Consider the following 15774-nt stretch of genomic DNA (forward strand, 5'->3'; position numbering starts at 1 on the left):
ATAAAAACCTTTTAGAATTCCATCTTAATGCGCATAAGCCTGAATGTCAAAATGGAATGAGTTTTTTTTCGCGAAGCTTGAAAATCTGTTATGATGGTATTGCTTATCCTGTTATGGCTGTGAAGCGGATTGCAGGATGTCTCAACAAGTTGGCATGATCACAATGACACGCCTGCAGCAGTTCAGCAAGCAAAACTGCATGCAGACAGATTTCAAGTGGGAAAAGGAGCATCGATATGAAACAAGTGACCAAAGGTCAATGGAATGGTTACGACACGTATATCCTACATAGCCGTGAATTGGAAATCACCCTGCTGCCTCGTCTGGGAAATAACATCATCTCGATTCGCGATTTGGTGCAGAACCGGGATATCGTTCGTCGCCCGGACGAAAACGATCTGGCTTTCTATTTGCAGAAGCCCTATCATTTTGGAGTCCCGTTGCTCATACCGCCAGGACGTATCCATCAGGGACAATTCGAGTATGAAGGTGTACGTTATCAGTTCGATCAGAATACGGCGAATGGCAACCATATTCACGGTCTCCATCGCAGCCAGTCCTGGTGTGTCAGTGATATTGAAGAAGATGAAGATGGCTGTGCAATCACTACCGAATTATTAACCGAAAATGAAAAGCATTGGATGGAACAATTCCCTATTCCTCTGAAACTTGAAATGACATTCAGTTTAAAAAATGCTGTACTGACCCAGCGACTGCGTGTCACCAATTTAAGTTCAACACCTGCTCCCTTCGGAATGGGATATCATACATGGTTTTTGCTCGACGGTAAGCCTGCTGACTGGACATTGCAGCTGCCTGTCTCCGGATTGTATGCTCAAAATGATGAGCAGTTACCAACAGGCGAACTACAAACATTGCATAATGAATGGTCCTCTATCGGTGAAGGAATTAGCATGCAGGGACGAGACTGGGATACGTTGCTTCGTGCTGCGGAAGGTCAACCTGCAGTGGCTCATTTGCGGAGAAAAGATGGCTATACACTGAAATATTCAGTGGATGAAGCTTTTTTCAAACACTGGGTGTTGTATACCAAAGGAGAATCCGATCAATTCTTGTGTATCGAACCTTATACCTGGTTGCCGGATGCGCCGAATCTGAAATTGACTGATGACGTAACCGGACTGATTCGTCTCGAACCAGAGCAACCTGTAGAGTTGTTCACCCATATCGAGGTTGTTCCCCCGATCGACTAAACAAGACTTCTTTTTAGGATAGTTGAATGACCTCAACTTTTGCTATTCTCGCATGGAGACAAAAAAAGCCGATCCGCACTGGATCGGCTTTTTGAGTTGACATGCCTTCGTTTGATTATCCATATATTCCCTTACGCCATATCATGTATATTTCCTCATTCTCGATCCATACTAACATCACTAACCCACAAGGAGGTGAGACATATGTACGGAAGCCAAAACCAAGGTGGCGGAAGCCGCTCCAACAATCTGGTTGTGCCTCAAGCAAACGCAGCATTGCAACAACTGAAAATGGAAGCTGCGCAAGAGCTGGGTGTAACAATTCCTCAAGATGGTTACTACGGTAACTATACTTCCCGTGAGACTGGATCTCTGGGTGGATATATCACTAAACGTCTGGTACAAATCGCTGAGCAGCAATTATCGGGTCGTTCGTAAGCTCGTAATTATTGCTTGAGTGTTGCTGAAAATGATGGCGGCCTTCTTCGGAAGTGCCGCTTTATTTCTATTTGTACTAAACATGTGTATAAACTTAACGATATCATTCTCTGGTTTTCCTCAATCATGAGCCAGATCCCATACCCGAATCCAGATATGTATTCGTTCTAGGATAGCGAATCATCAGGTTCGCCATGTTGTAATTGGATTCCATCGTCGCATCGATCATAATCATGCCTTGTCTGACGGTAAAGTCATAGCTTATTTCGCCGTGTGTCCAATTACGCTTAAATTTCAGAGTCTCCAATGCCATGGCGCGGAAGGAAGTACGTTGCGCATGATTAAGTCCCTCAACCTCCATTTCCATTCGTCCATCTTTACCCGTTATCGGATTATGTCGAATTCCAAATTTCCCAATAACGTTATTTCGTATTTGCACAAAAATCACTCCTGAATTCAATCCTGACAGTTCCTGATCAAGCTCTTTGAATACCAAATCTAACTGTCTTGCTAATGAAAGTTGCTCCGTTTTCACGTTAACACTCCTCCTAATATGCTTTTAGTCCTATACAGCAAGGACTTACGACTCATTATATGACATCATATGTCCTTACTCAACAAATATAAACATTTTTGGGTAATTATCCCTATATTTTGCGCAATTAATTGCCACCCCTCCTCCTTAAACCGAGTTTTTTCATTTATTTACGACAAAAAATACAATCCACTTAAAAGAAGCATCACAAATAAAAGAAGCCATAATAGATGTCTGTCAGACAATTCATTATGGCTTCTCTTTTTATGGAAATAAGTTGGCAACACTATTTTACATCTGAGGTCATCTCTAAAAATTGCTCAATATCGGCAATAACTAAATCCGCAGCATTTTGCCAGAAGTCCGGCTGCGTCAGATCTGTATTCAGATGTTTCTGAGCTAATTCCTCCACAGTCATTCGTCCAGTATCACGCAGCAAATCATCATATTTCCCCGCAAAAGCGGTACCTTCTTGCTGCGCACGAGCATAGATTCCCGCACTAAACATGTATCCGAAGGTATACGGGAAATTATAGAAAGGTACACCTGTCAGATAGAAATGCAGCTTCGATGCCCAGAAATGAGGATGATTTGACGCAAGAACGCCGCAGTAAGCCTCTTCTTGAGCCTCTACCATTAATCTGCTCAACTCGTCGGCACTTACCAGGCCCTTCTTACGTTGCTCATAGAAACGAGTCTCAAACAGGAAACGGGCATGAATGTTCATAAAAAACGCAACACTGCGCTGTATTTTATCTTCAAGCAACGCGAGTTTCTCCTGCTCATCACTTGCGGAATGCACTAATGCATCGGCAACGATCATCTCTGCGAATGTAGAAGCCGTCTCAGCTACATTCATCGCGTAACGCTGATTCAATGCAGGTAGTTCTTCCATGATATGCTGGTGGTATCCATGACCAAGTTCGTGCGCGAGTGTGGATACATTCGACGCCGTTCCAGAGAAGGTCATAAAGATCCGAGTCGCTTTACTCAGCGGCAATGAGGTGCAGAAGCCCCCTGGGCGTTTGCCTGGGCGATCCTCAGCTTCAATCCATCGTTTCTCAAAAGCCATCTCTGCAAAGCTCGACAGTTTAGGACTGAACTTGGCAAATTGCTCCACGATTGTCTGAGCTGCCCCGTCATACGTTACTTTTCCAACAGACTTGCCCACCGGTGCTTCTACATCACTCCAGCTTAGCTTATCAACACCCAGCAATTGGGCTTTTCGCTCCAAATACTGTACAAGTACCGGCTTTGCTCCGTTGATGACCTCCCACATCGTATCCAGCGTTTGGCGTGACATCCGGTTGATGGAGAGAGGTTCCTTCAAGATATCATGCCAGCCACGCTTCTCATACAATTTCAGACGGAAACCCGCGAGATGGTTCAACGTGTCTGCGCAGTAATCCTCCACATCTGTCCAGGCCTGCTCCCATGACGCAAATACCTGCTCACGCACTTCACGATCACTGTCACTAAGCTTGTTAGCAGCCTGTCCTGCGGACAGCATAACCGTCTCCCCATCCTGTTCAAACGGGATATTTACTTTACTTACAATTGTATTGTAGAATTTGCCCCAACCATGATAACCATCCACAGCGAGATCCAGAGCAAGCCCCTCCAGCTCCGGTGACAATTTTTCTTTCGCTTGTCTACGACTTTCATTTAACACGAAGGACAATGGTTGGATTTCCGGAAGTTCAAGCCACTCCGTCCATACATCCTCTGGCATCTGGCTAAGCGTATTGTCGAATTTGGATTTACTGCTGTTCAGCATCGCTGCAATGGAACTTACAGTCCCTTGAAGCTGAGCCGCTTTCTTATCTTGCTGATTTTGAGCGGACAGACAGGATACGAACGCAGACCCTTCAGAGATTCGAACATAACAACGCTGCAACAGTTCAAGAATAGGGTCAAAGACCTCAGTATCTTTCAATGTTGCTGGAGCCGCCGTTTGATTCAATGTTTCTTGCAGCTTTCGCACATCCGTTTCCAGTTCATTCAGATATGCGGCGAATGCTTCGGAAGAAGAACCTCCACTAAAGATGGACTCCAGATCCCATACAGGATGTAATGGCATTTTCATCTAATAAGGCACCTCTTTCTATAGATTCGGGTGAATTGAATTAAAAACTGGTTTTATACGCAACGTATCTCTATACTAGAGAAATAATGAGCAACTTTTTCAGGAGGTAAGTGTATGAAACCTTTACAAGTATCGGCTGAGACAGCCGTCAAATTAGCAGCATCTCTGGGCGTGCCTCTGGAACATTTAATGCATATGCCCCAACATATTCTCATGCAGAAGATTGCAGAACTGGCCAAGGAAGAGGCAGCTAAACCTTCAGATCAGGAAGACAAGTCCGAATGATTCCTTTCGAGAACAGTTGGCCATACGATGTCATTATGGGGGATATCTATGTACAGCAATGCCCTTTTTGCGGTGCAAACAATGTGCTGCTTCCCCTCAAACCCAAGGAACTCATCCGTATCCGTGAAGGAAAAAAGAAATTGCTTGTCTTTCCCTGCTGCAATAGCAGCATGACCGTCATTGACACCGATAACGATTACCTGTTGTCCAGTCGTCCAGTTCGATAAATACGCCTGCAATAAACTTAGAGAGGGCTGCGCTTCGCAGCCTCTTTGTCTGCTTCCAGCATCTCTTGAGGCAGCTCCATTTTTCCTGATATCATCTGTTCACGTAGCAACGCCCATTGTTCTCTGGACGCACGAATCATCGCTGCATCTGTAATGCGCTTGTCATGAATGACTCTGCCGAACCATTGAACCGCTTCATGAAACTTTCCTACTCTGCGATTCAGTTCTCCAAGCAGATACAGCAACTTGGCCTCATTACCGCCTGTTCCTTCCCGTTCAAACACCTTGATATAAGCCTCCAGGCTGAATTCGAGAAAACGATGTTCCTGTGTTTGATCTTCCATATACCGATACAACCAGGCAATATGATGCAACAGGCCAGCAACGACACGTTCCTTTTCCTGAATCACCTGAGCACACAGCAGACCCAATTTGTACGTAGCAAGTGCCTGTTCCAAATTTCTTGCTCCACTATAATCTCGCTTAACCCAGCGATTCCCGATCTGCTCAATGAACGCCTTGCGCTGCATCTCATTGAGATTAGCTGAAGAATTTTCGGTAGAGGCGAATCCACACGAAGGACAGATTCGGACAACATAAAAATCTGGATTTTCCTGTTTGTAATAAGCACAAAAATCAGAATCTGTTCGGTAAGGCCGTTTCAAGCTCGGTCTTACTCGTGACGTTTCAAATTCATTCTCGCAGTAATGACATGTCACCTTCACCTTATACAGCGGCTCTAATTCCACTTGTTCCATCCCTCTCCCGTAAGGCTTGTCGTATATTTGGAACTATGGCGTATTCACAAAATGGTGAGCGGGCCCGGATAAACGCTGCAAAATAAACGAATGCAACGGTTCTTCCACGCCAATTTGTGTCAACGCTTGATTCATACATGCAAGCCATGCCTCTGCTCGCTCGACCGTCACCTCAAAGTGCATATGACGAGCACGCATCATGGGATGTCCGTAAGCCTCAGAGAACAATGCAGGACCACCAAAAAATTGAGATAGGAACATGTATTGTTTGTCCATTACCGGCGTAATATCTTCCGGGAAGAGAGGTGCTAGTTGTTCATTTTGCAATACGATTGGATAAAAAGCCTCCACCAGTGCCCGAACAGCTTGTTCACCACCAAGATTGTCATAAATACTCAAACTGGAATTCATACTTCTTCCCTCCTTTAATATGTCGAATTTTGTAATATAACACATGCTACATGAACATGATGAACAACAGATCAACAAGCTGGCCCTAAAGGCCAGCATCTTTATTCTATCAAAAAAAACCAAAAAGTCCTATATCACATGAAAGATCAGATTTGACTAGAGCCTTACGTACCAAGGAGTTTCGGAACAAAATGACAAAAAAAGCGCCAACCTTAAAGGCTGGCGCATCACATATTACGTTAATAACTTCGCCAATCTTCCTCTTCAGTACGCACCAGCGAGGCACGTATCACATACACAAATGCACAGACCAGGACTCCGGCGACAAGACTCATGATCATCACTCCATCCTTATTGATTCCACCTTTATGGCAATTAGGTGACGTTCAGGCGTTTTTACCATTTTAGCATACATCATTCAAAAACACAGCCATTTTTGCAAGCGCTTTCCCAAGATTATTTTGTACTGTTTGTCCGATCTTTTTCATATATTTATGGCAAAAGCTCCATCATGGACTGCGATTCCTGCATCTTAACCCTTAAAGGAGAGAAATTCATGAATGTTCCAAAGCGCATCATGCAACTCCTGGTTATCCTTGCTCTCCTTTTCTTTTGTGTTCTGATGGCTTTGTATCCATCCGAAACCTGGCATGCCAGTGTGAGGGGACTATCGATCTGGTGGGATGTGCTATTCCCTTCCCTGTTTCCATTTCTGGTATTATCCGAGTTGCTTCTCGGTTTTGGTATTGTGCATTTTCTGGGTACATTGCTTAATCCACTTATGCGCCCAATATTCCGCGTTCCTGGAAGCGGTGGGTTTGTTTTTGCCGTAAGCTGTGCTTCAGGTTACCCTACAGGGGCTAAACTGACAGCACAATTATGGGAACAGAAATTGGTCACACGAGAGGAAGGCGAGCGCCTGGTTGCTTTCACTACCTCATCTGACCCGATCTTTATGATCGGAGCAGTATCTGTAGGATTTTTCCATAATACCTCTATCGCGCCAATTCTCGTGGCATCCCATTACTTGGCAGCTATTCTTGTAGGGGTGCTCATGCGTTTTCACGGTCGTCCCACTGCAGCTCTACCGTCCGAGTCCCCTCCCGCTCACGGATTGCATCGCAACCGTTTCTTGAATGCCATCTATGCGATGCACGAAGCGAGACAAGCCGATGGACGGACCTTAGGGGAATTGCTTCGGCACGCCATCTCCTCTTCCCTCCGGCTTATTATTATCGTAGGCGGGCTCGTTGTATTCTTCTCCGTCATTATGGAATTATTGGTACAGACCGGCTGGCTAGGCATACTATACACCCTAACGGAGCAAGGACTTCAACTTGCCGGTTTACCCCCATCCCTGTCCCACAGTCTCGTCGGCGGATTATTTGAGGTGACGCTTGGAGCCAAAGAAGCCGGAACGGCATCCACTTCCATTCCTCTCGTTTTCAAAGTTGCTACGGCTGCGTTTGTACTTTCCTGGGGCGGATTATCTGTGCATGCGCAAATTATGAGCGTGTTAAGCAATACACCAATGCGATACGGGCCTTTTCTACTGGCTCGAACAATTCATGCGGCAGTTGCACCGCTCCTCGTCATTTTGTTATGGCCGCTGATCATGAGCAAATCAGCCTCGCCTGCATTTTTGGAAAATACGTTGGTCCCTTCGATCTCTACACACACACCCGGATGGAATGTCATTGGAATAACCGGAATTAAGGTGTTCGTTGGTATGCTCGCTATCCTCTTATGTCTTGCCTGGATTCGTTCTTACCTGATGCCCAAACGGAGCGAAAAATAGGGCTTGGTCCAGATCGTTTACCCAGAAGTTTGAATCGGACGTTGTGTTCTCGCGCGGAATTGATTATCATCGGTAGTATAATGACCACAAAGGAGCTTTCATCTTGAGATACTATGTTCAAGACCGCGGAGACCAGTTATCGATTGATCTCAGTCAGCAGTTTCATGCGCTGGCGAAGGAAGAAGGATTCAAGCTGGATGCAGAATCGCCGGAGATTGTCATCTCCATCGGAGGCGATGGAACGATGCTTCAAGCTTTTCACAATTTCATCGACCGCATTCCGGATATTGCTTTTGTTGGGGTTCATACGGGCCATCTCGGTTTCTATGCCGATTGGAAGAAGGAAGAATTAAGGGAATTGATTCGACTTATGAGTGGTAAAGGTGATCCTGATCTCCTTAAACCTCGTATTGTGAAGTATCCATTGCTCGAACTGGAGATTCGTAAAAAGTCAGGCAATGCCTCGTACATCGCTCTGAATGAATTTACGTTAAAAGGGGTAGACGGTACCGTTGTGGCACAAGTGGACATCAATGACGTTACATTTGAGATGTTCCGGGGGGATGGGATCTGCGTTTCCACTCCTTCAGGTAGTACGGCGTACAACAAAGCACTCGGCGGAGCCATGGTGCATCCAACGATCGAAGCCATTCAGATTGCTGAGATTGCTTCCATTAATAACCGTGTCTACCGGACGCTCGGTTCACCTGTCATTTTGCCCAAGCATCACCATTGTGACATTTTCTCACGCAAAGATCAGCGTCTGTTGCTAACCATTGATCACGTCAATGTCATGGTTGAGGATCTGATCTCCGTTCGCTGCCAGGTCTCTGAGCAGAAGGTCAGCTTTGCGCGTTTTCGCCCATATCCGTTCTGGAACCGGGTTCGCACTGCCTTTCTTGATTAGGCCAACATGTCGGCTGACTAACAAAAATGATGTATGCGCACCAAAAAAGCGGTCCTTCTCAGGAACCGCTTTTTGCTTTGGCTTGTGGCTGCTCTTTGCACTTCTGAAGTACGAAGTAGGCACAGCCAAAATTACAATACTCGTTGATGTAATCCACAAGATAAGAGATGGTTGAATCCTTCGTTGCTTTGGGATGATTGTCTCGATAAAAGCCTTTAAGTCTAAGCTGGCTATATCCCCAGTCACCAATAATATAGTCGTAACGCTCCAGCACTTCGCTGTACCGGTCACGGAACACTTCGGGGTTCCAACCCTGCTTGTGGTTCTGTACAATTTCATAATTTTTGCCGCCGACTTGAACAATGACTGGTGCCTTAGGCTTTTCCTGCTCCTGTACAGACTGCTGTTCCGTTTCCTGCAGCTGTTGCTCGGTCTGTTGCTCGTTCTCCAGCTGTTCTTCCGTGTTTTTGTTCTGTTCCAATCCGGATTCCTCCATCACGCGTGTGTTGCCGCCTGTTCCGTATGCTGATTCGCTGATTTTACCTGTTCATGGGCATGATAAGAACTGCGTACCATTGGACCGGATTCGACGTGACTGAATCCACGCTTCAATCCTTCTTGTTTCAATGCCGCAAATTCTTCAGGCGGATAATACTTCTCAACAAACAGATGTTTCTCGGATGGCTGTAAATACTGACCGATCGTCATAATGTCACAGTTCACCGCACGAAGATCATCCATCGTTGCCAAAATTTCGTTATATTCTTCACCTACACCGAGCATAATACTCGATTTCGTTGGGATGTTAGGTTGCATCTCTTTGGCACGAGCGAGCAATTCCAGTGAACGTTTATACTTGGCTTTGGCACGCACTTTGTCTGACAACCGTTCAACGGTTTCGATGTTATGGTTCAAAATATCCGGCTTAGCATCCATAACGATCTGCAGTGAATCCCGATCCCCCATAAAATCCGGAATAAGCACTTCCACACTGCATAGTGGCAGACGCTTGCGTACGGCTTTCACCGTTTCGGCAAAAATGGTCGCTCCTCCGTCCTTCAAATCATCCCGGGCCACACTTGTAATGACACAATGTTGCAGATTCATTTGCTCAGCTGCTTCAGCCACACGTTCCGGTTCCTGTAAATCGAGTTCCGTAGGCAAACCGGTATTGACCGCGCAAAATCGGCATGCTCTTGTACAAATATCGCCCAAAATCATAAAAGTCGCTGTTCGATTCGCCCAGCATTCATAAATATTCGGACACCGTGCTTCCTCACATACGGTATGCAATGTTTTGGAACGCATCATGTTTTTAATTTCCTGATAGTTATCTCCGGTTGTCAATTTGATCCGAATCCAGTCCGGTTTCGGTTCTTTAACACGTTTAGCCAATGCATAAACCTTCTTTCTACTGAAGTTAGGCTGTTGCTCGGAACATATTATACCATGAAAGGCTTGGAAAAACCCCCATTTGTCACATCTTGTGCTTACACAACGAAATGGATAAAAACAGAACGTTTGAAGAACGCTAAGATATAGCTTGATTTATCGGGCATAAGCGCATCATCTTAACGGAAAGGGGCTGCTTCCCTGTGCAACATCAGTGGATACTCCGAAATACGCACAGCTTTTGCATCAAAACGTTACTCGCAGGCGCGATGCTTCTCCCATTCCTGCCTGCTGATGTTTACGGAGAGTCTGTCCAGAAAACAACGAACCAAACCCAAGCTTCAGAGCCCAAAGCAGCCGACATTTTCGCTGCACGTCGGCATCTGTATGAAAGCATTGGTCAGATGACCCAAGTTCCATGGTACAGGCTGGCCGCCATTGATCAGTATGAACGAACGATTACACGAGCACATCCCAAGGATCGCAAACACCCTGAACGTTTGACTGGTATTTTCTTGACCTCTCCGGCTTGGAGAGGGTGGTTGAATCCGGATGAGACAGACCAGCATCCCCAATCGATTCTTTTTTTCAACGGAAAAGGCAGAGATGGTTCAGGAGACGGGATTGCGGACCCGAACAATGATTTGGATGTACTCTACAGCATGGCGTCAATCATCCAGCAATACGGAAACAAATCGGAGGACTTCGGCATTGGACTATGGGAGTACTATCACAATTCGAGAGCCGTGCAACGAATTCAGCAATTTGCGAAATTATATGAGCATTTTGATAACCTCGATCTATTCGGACATGCCTTTCCTGTTCCTTTGGGTACCAATTATTCCTATCGCAGCACATGGGGAACCAAACGCAGCTGGGGTGGATATCGCATTCATGAAGGTACCGATATTTTTGCTCCACATGGTCTGCCTGTTCGCAGTACATGTTACGGCATTGTGGAGATTAAAGGCTGGAATCCATTCGGCGGATGGCGGATTGGTATTCGGGATTTGAACAATCATTATCATTATTACGCTCACTTGTCCGGCTTTGATAAAGGGGTTCGGACCGGTGATGTGGTTACTCCTGGTCAGGTTGTAGGCTGGGTTGGCAGCTCTGGCTACGGCAAGCCGGGAACTCAAGGTAAATTCCCTCCGCATCTTCATTACGGCATTTACCGGGACAGTGGTCTGCATGAATGGTCTTTCGATCCCTATCCGTTACTTAGACACTGGGAACAGGAAGAACGAAGCCAGAGAAACAAGAAGAGTAAATAAAAGGCGGGCAGCATACATCTTGTTGAATATGTGCTCAGAAAGGGGAACCTCTGCGATTCACGCGAGGTTCCCCTTTCTCTGTCTATGGTTGAGCTTGAGGAGATATTGCAAGCAAGAAATTCAGCGGCTCAATGCCCATTTTGTCCGGACTGGAAACTCCCGTTCAGATCAGGCGGGTCCAGTTCAAGTTCAAGCCCGTTTGACTGTGTATTGCTTCCCGGCGCTTGCTGCGGACTTGGAATCTGTGGCTGATTACCTGGTGTCTCACCACTATTGCGCGCGCCATTTCCATTCCCATTATCATTACCATTGTTTGTACCACTCCCACTCCCCGTGTGACCATTACCGCCGCTAGATACACCTGTCTGCCCAGAAGGCAACGCGATTGCGGGAGCATTACTGCCATTGCTTCCGACAGGCCTACCCTGATTATCGTAATAATACATCGGTACATCACCAACAACGAGTAAATATGAGATAGGGATTTCGGTATCTACGGTCTCAGGTTCCATGTCAAAAGGCACTACAACGGCAACCTCAGCAATGATGTGGATATATACCTCGACCAGAATCATGTTAATACCTGCATTCTGCTGACGGGTGTTCAGGTCAACCTTTACAGCCCCCTGAGGTTCAATACGAACGGGGATGCTTGGGCCAAATGAAGCCATAACCGGGCTGCCCAGCGCCTGCCCCAGGGGAATTTTTTCTTTTAACATATGCACGTTCTGAAGGGTAGACTGCACGACATTCATCGTACTTGCCGTGATGCGCATATGCTCGTTATAGTTCAGCATGAAACCTGAAACTTTGCCCGCCGTGTCAGTTTTCCAATCAATCAAACCTTCCGTTGTCTTGCCTTCAGCAACCTGAGCCGTAATTGCTTTATTAATCGCTTCAGTTGCAATCTGCTTCACCCTGATCTTGGCCAAGTGCATAATAGGCGGCTTCATCTTTTTGTCCACGTATGCAAAGCCTTGCATCAAACAAAATATAGCTACGAGCAAAGCAATTAACCATACTTTCCGCTTGCCGCTTGGCGGCTTAGACCGCCGTCTACGGCTTCGCCATCTCTTTCGCATCATCGGAGCGTCCCTCCCCTGCGGGATGAGCCATAGGCTTATATGTTATCCATATGCAATGTTGTCCTGAAAAAGAAGGACAGCACTCTGTAATGCACGACGGAGTAGTCTGATCGGTACATCCGCAGGTTGTACAAATCAGGCTGCTCCGGGCACAAAAAAACCTTCCGCCCGTGGCAGATATGCCATCTGCACAGGCGAAAGGTTTTACTTTTCACAAATGAGGAATCTTTAGGTTTGGTCTAATGAACAGATTAATTTTTTTCAACCGCATGTCCGCCGAATTCGTTACGCAGGGCTGCAACGACTTTACCAGTGAACGTATCGGTTTCCAGGGAACGATAACGCATCAGCAAGGACAGGGCGATAACCGGTGTAGCCGTTTGAAGGTCAAATGCTGTTTCAACAGTCCAGCGGCCTTCGCCGGAGGAGTGCATAACCCCTTTGATTTCATCCAGGTTAGCATCCTTGGAGAACGCACGCTCTGTCAATTCCATCAGCCAAGAACGGATTACGGAACCGTTGTTCCATACACGCGCAACTTGTTCAAAGTCGAAGTCAAATCCGCTTTTCTCCAATACGTCGAAGCCTTCACCGATGGAAGCCATCATGCCGTACTCGATTCCGTTATGCACCATTTTGAGGAAGTGGCCGCTGCCTGCTTTACCCGCGTACAGATAACCGTTTTCTACGGAAGTGTCTTTGAAAGCCGGCTCAACGATCGCCCAAGCTTCCGGATCTCCACCGATCATGTAACATGCACCGTTACGCGCACCTTCCATACCGCCTGAAGTTCCTGCATCCATGTAGTGAATGCCTTGTGGTTTCAGCTGTTCGTAACGACGAATGGACTCTTTGTAGTGAGAGTTCCCTGCTTCGATGATAATGTCACCTTTGGACAGCAACGGGCTTACTTCAGCCAGTACAGCATCCACTACATTGTGAGGAACCATGATCCACAGCACGCGTGGAGATTCCAAGGATTCAACCATTTCTTTGTATGAGGAAACGCCTTGAGCGCCGTATTCTTTCATTTCTTTAACCGCTTCTGCATTCAGGTCAAAGGCAACCACTTCGTGTTTGTGATCAATCAGGTTTCTACCCAGGTTCAAGCCCATTTTTCCGAGTCCGATAAGTCCAAGTTTCATGATAAAATCCTCCTATTTATGCAAATGTTTAGTATTCAAATTGTTCAATGAAAGTAGTTCCTGGCCATGCAGCAAATTCCCGTTACGGTTGCGAATCGTTCCTTCGAGCGCTGTTATCCCCAGATTTTTTTGATCTCCTTTGATAAGGAGAAAATCCGGTGATAAAGGCGCACGCTTCGCTTCTTCGGAATCGATTTCGTCCCCTCCACTCTCTTTGCTGTCAAACGAAACACTTTAAAAGGAACAATCATCTATATATAAAATGTTTGCAGCCTTCTGGCTGGATAAGCTAGAAGGGCTTATGCAAAATTGGAACGGTATAATTTAAAGCAATGAAATATTTTGAAAATAGTTGAGGAATGTTTCCTCTCTTACCACCAACGGAATCCATTCTCCGCAGTCAAGCGATCGGCTGATTCAGGTCCTTTCGAACCTGCATTGTACGTATCCAGTGGAATGGTACCTGCCTCAAAGGCTTCCTGGATCGGTTGTACCCACTGCCATGCCAGTTCAACTTCGTTCCAGTGTGCAAAGAATGTGGAGTCTCCACGCATCGCGTCAAAGATCAAGTTCTCGTACGCTTCAGGAACGTTACGTTCTCCTGAGTTAAAGGTCATGTGCATCGGTTCTACCTCACCATGGTTCAGTGGGTTCTTCGCATTTAATTGAAGAGAGATACTTTCGCCAGGACCAATCTCCAGCGTCAACAGGTTTGGAGCCATCGTGTTTTCAGACTCATGCCCTGTTTTGAGCGGCGCCTTGAATTCAACGACGATTCGTGTCGATTTCTCAGCCATGCGTTTACCTGTACGAATATAAAATGGAACCTCGTCCCAGAACGGATCATCCAGCCACAGTCTTGCAGCCACATAGGTTTCATTCTGTGAGTTAGCAGGGATACCAGGCTCGTCCAGATAACCAACGACTGCGGAGCCTTGAAGCTCGCCTGCACCATATTGGGCGCGAACCACTTCTGATGCTACATTCTCTTTGTTTAATGGGCGCAGCGACTCAGCAATTTTTTTCTTTTTATACTGAATTTCTTGCGGTGTACAGCGTTTTGGCAGATGCAGCGCAATCATCATCAGCAGTTGAAGCATATGGTTCTGGAACATATCGCGAAGCGCACCACTTTGATCATAATACGCAGCGCGTTCCTCAACACCTACGGTTTCACTGGCTGTGATTTGCACATTCGCAATGTAACGGTTAGACCAAAGTGCCTGAATCACCGGGTTGGCATACGTCAATGTTTCGATGTTTTGTACCATTGGTTTTCCTAGGAAGTGGTCGATCCGATAAATTTCTTCTTCCGCAAACGTATTGCTCAACTTCTCATTCAGCTCACGAGCAGATTGCAAATCATGTCCAAATGGCTTTTCGATAATCAGTTTCTTCCAGCCCTTCGTGTTGCCCAGACCGCTTTCTTGAATATTCAGTGCGATTGGCTCGAAAAATTCAGGTGCAACCGACATATAGAACATGCGGTTTTCAGGGATATTCAATTCTTGTTCACGTTCTTGTACCAGTTCAAGCAACCGGGTGTAATCTTCAAGCTTCGTATTGTTCAGCGAACAGTAACGGAAAGCTCCGATGAAATCACGTACCCGTGATGCCTCCTCCGGCTTTTGACGGGAGAATTCCTGCAGTGACTTTTCCACATTCGCCTGGAAGTCTGCATCTGACAGTTCACGACGGCCCAAACCGATGACGGAGAATGCCTTCGGCATTTTCTGATCTACGTACAGATTGTATAATGCAGGGTAAATTTTACGTTTGGCTAAATCGCCTGTTGCCCCGAACAGGACAAATGTCATTGCATCCATTGGAGTGCCTCCTATGATCTGTGCAGTATAGTATATGATGTTGCAAAATGGTCAAATCCAAGCATGACAAAAGACGGAATAAGTGGGCACATCGCCCGCCTTGCCTCCGTTTATTAACGCTGCCTCAATCCAACCATGGGAACATTCCTTCTCTCCACAACCTTAATCATCTTTGATCAGGTTATAAATTGTAACCTTTAGAATTAACGTTACCCATATTACACCTGTCGTCACAATTCGTCAACATTCGTGTCGAACCTGTGAACTCCAGTGTTTACAGGGGTTTTGTTGAATGTTAACGCTTTATGTGGTAAGTTTAATAGCAATTGGATTGTGACATTTTATACATATCCCCTGTGGACAAGAAGGTTACAATAAGTATACTAAGTA

General features: G+C 46.0%; 16 protein-coding genes. 7 read left to right on the plus strand and 9 right to left on the minus strand.

Going from position 1 to position 15774, the window contains the following annotated elements; translation table 11 throughout:
- The first annotated feature begins 236 nt into the window (after window positions 1-236).
- Together ABIE27_RS23800 and ABIE27_RS23805 are read left to right on the plus strand one after the other, a co-directional pair.
- Window positions 237-1214 carry an aldose 1-epimerase gene (locus ABIE27_RS23800; protein ID WP_429351668.1) on the plus strand — a complete coding sequence of 326 codons (978 nt, stop codon included), beginning with the start codon at window positions 237-239 and terminating at the stop codon, window positions 1212-1214.
- 204 nt (window positions 1215-1418) lie between these two features.
- Window positions 1419-1652, plus strand: a complete 234-nt coding sequence (locus tag ABIE27_RS23805; RefSeq protein WP_090919627.1) for an alpha/beta-type small acid-soluble spore protein — start codon at window positions 1419-1421, stop codon at window positions 1650-1652.
- 124 nt (window positions 1653-1776) lie between these two features.
- Here ABIE27_RS23805 and ABIE27_RS23810 read toward each other — a convergent pair whose 3' ends face one another.
- Window positions 1777-2187 carry an O-methyltransferase gene (locus ABIE27_RS23810; protein ID WP_429351669.1) on the minus strand — a complete coding sequence of 137 codons (411 nt, stop codon included), beginning with the start codon at window positions 2185-2187 and terminating at the stop codon, window positions 1777-1779.
- Between the two features lie 286 nt (window positions 2188-2473).
- Window positions 2474-4273, minus strand: coding sequence for a M3 family oligoendopeptidase (locus ABIE27_RS23815; protein WP_429351670.1), 1800 nt, complete (start codon window positions 4271-4273; stop codon window positions 2474-2476).
- Between the two features lie 114 nt (window positions 4274-4387).
- Here ABIE27_RS23815 and ABIE27_RS23820 point away from each other — a divergent pair, with 114 nt between their 5' ends.
- A complete protein-coding gene (locus tag ABIE27_RS23820) occupies window positions 4388-4558 on the plus strand; it encodes a YycC family protein (RefSeq protein ID WP_090919636.1) in 171 nt (56 codons plus the stop codon).
- On the plus strand, window positions 4555-4785 hold the full coding sequence (locus tag ABIE27_RS23825) for a hypothetical protein (RefSeq protein ID WP_090919639.1): 231 nt from the start codon (window positions 4555-4557) through the stop codon (window positions 4783-4785). Before ABIE27_RS23820 ends, ABIE27_RS23825 begins: the two co-directional genes overlap by 4 nt.
- 17 nt (window positions 4786-4802) lie before the next feature.
- Here the strand turns inward: ABIE27_RS23825 and ABIE27_RS23830 are convergent, their stop codons facing one another.
- Window positions 4803-5534 (minus strand): DUF2225 domain-containing protein, encoded by a 732-nt coding sequence (locus ABIE27_RS23830; RefSeq protein ID WP_429351692.1) that lies wholly within the window; start codon window positions 5532-5534, stop codon window positions 4803-4805.
- 42 nt (window positions 5535-5576) lie between these two features.
- The gene (locus ABIE27_RS23835) at window positions 5577-5954 is read right to left on the minus strand and encodes a globin (protein ID WP_429351671.1); all 378 of its coding nucleotides are present in this window, start codon (window positions 5952-5954) and stop codon (window positions 5577-5579) included.
- Between the two features lie 556 nt (window positions 5955-6510).
- Here ABIE27_RS23835 and ylbJ point away from each other — a divergent pair.
- A complete protein-coding gene (ylbJ, locus tag ABIE27_RS23840) occupies window positions 6511-7752 on the plus strand; it encodes a sporulation integral membrane protein YlbJ (RefSeq protein WP_429351672.1) in 1242 nt (413 codons plus the stop codon).
- Between the two features lie 103 nt (window positions 7753-7855).
- Window positions 7856-8659 carry an NAD kinase gene (locus ABIE27_RS23845; protein WP_123064725.1) on the plus strand — a complete coding sequence of 268 codons (804 nt, stop codon included), beginning with the start codon at window positions 7856-7858 and terminating at the stop codon, window positions 8657-8659.
- A gap of 58 nt (window positions 8660-8717) precedes the next feature.
- Here the strand turns inward: ABIE27_RS23845 and ABIE27_RS23850 are convergent, their stop codons facing one another.
- Both ABIE27_RS23850 and lipA read right to left on the minus strand, forming a co-directional pair.
- Entirely contained in the window at window positions 8718-9140 is a 423-nt protein-coding gene (locus ABIE27_RS23850; protein WP_429351673.1) for a YutD family protein, read from the minus strand.
- Between the two features lie 14 nt (window positions 9141-9154).
- A complete protein-coding gene (lipA, locus tag ABIE27_RS23855) occupies window positions 9155-10054 on the minus strand; it encodes a lipoyl synthase (RefSeq protein WP_123064726.1) in 900 nt (299 codons plus the stop codon).
- A gap of 200 nt (window positions 10055-10254) precedes the next feature.
- Here lipA and ABIE27_RS23860 point away from each other — a divergent pair, with 200 nt between their 5' ends.
- Complete coding sequence (locus tag ABIE27_RS23860; RefSeq protein ID WP_429351674.1) at window positions 10255-11328, plus strand: M23 family metallopeptidase; 1074 nt, start codon at window positions 10255-10257, stop codon at window positions 11326-11328.
- A gap of 128 nt (window positions 11329-11456) precedes the next feature.
- Here the strand turns inward: ABIE27_RS23860 and yunB are convergent, their stop codons facing one another.
- The 3 genes from yunB to zwf form a co-directional block, all read right to left on the minus strand.
- Window positions 11457-12413, minus strand: coding sequence for a sporulation protein YunB (gene yunB, locus ABIE27_RS23865; RefSeq protein WP_429351675.1), 957 nt, complete (start codon window positions 12411-12413; stop codon window positions 11457-11459).
- 251 nt (window positions 12414-12664) lie between these two features.
- On the minus strand, window positions 12665-13558 hold the full coding sequence (gene gnd / locus ABIE27_RS23870; protein WP_123064728.1) for a phosphogluconate dehydrogenase (NAD(+)-dependent, decarboxylating): 894 nt from the start codon (window positions 13556-13558) through the stop codon (window positions 12665-12667).
- A 371-nt stretch (window positions 13559-13929) separates the two neighbouring features.
- Window positions 13930-15384, minus strand: coding sequence for a glucose-6-phosphate dehydrogenase (zwf, locus tag ABIE27_RS23875; RefSeq protein WP_429351676.1), 1455 nt, complete (start codon window positions 15382-15384; stop codon window positions 13930-13932).
- Window positions 15385-15774: the final 390 nt, after the last annotated feature.

Source organism: Paenibacillus sp. 4624, from assembly GCF_050435065.1.
GTDB lineage: Bacteria > Bacillota > Bacilli > Paenibacillales > Paenibacillaceae > Paenibacillus > Paenibacillus amylolyticus_D.

What these genes read in the sequence shown, in the direction of transcription:
- ABIE27_RS23835 (WP_429351671.1), bottom strand. Translation starts at nt 5,954, where the DNA reads ATGAATTCCAGTTTGAGTATTTATGACAATCTTGGTGGTGAACAAGCT.
- ABIE27_RS23825 (WP_090919639.1), top strand. Translation starts at nt 4,555, where the DNA reads ATGATTCCTTTCGAGAACAGTTGGCCATACGATGTCATTATGGGGGAT.
- ABIE27_RS23820 (WP_090919636.1), top strand. Translation starts at nt 4,388, where the DNA reads ATGAAACCTTTACAAGTATCGGCTGAGACAGCCGTCAAATTAGCAGCA.
- yunB (WP_429351675.1), bottom strand. Translation starts at nt 12,413, where the DNA reads ATGATGCGAAAGAGATGGCGAAGCCGTAGACGGCGGTCTAAGCCGCCA.
- zwf (WP_429351676.1), bottom strand. Translation starts at nt 15,384, where the DNA reads ATGGATGCAATGACATTTGTCCTGTTCGGGGCAACAGGCGATTTAGCC.
- ABIE27_RS23800 (WP_429351668.1), top strand. Translation starts at nt 237, where the DNA reads ATGAAACAAGTGACCAAAGGTCAATGGAATGGTTACGACACGTATATC.
- ylbJ (WP_429351672.1), top strand. Translation starts at nt 6,511, where the DNA reads ATGAATGTTCCAAAGCGCATCATGCAACTCCTGGTTATCCTTGCTCTC.
- ABIE27_RS23805 (WP_090919627.1), top strand. Translation starts at nt 1,419, where the DNA reads ATGTACGGAAGCCAAAACCAAGGTGGCGGAAGCCGCTCCAACAATCTG.
- ABIE27_RS23815 (WP_429351670.1), bottom strand. Translation starts at nt 4,273, where the DNA reads ATGAAAATGCCATTACATCCTGTATGGGATCTGGAGTCCATCTTTAGT.
- gnd (WP_123064728.1), bottom strand. Translation starts at nt 13,558, where the DNA reads ATGAAACTTGGACTTATCGGACTCGGAAAAATGGGCTTGAACCTGGGT.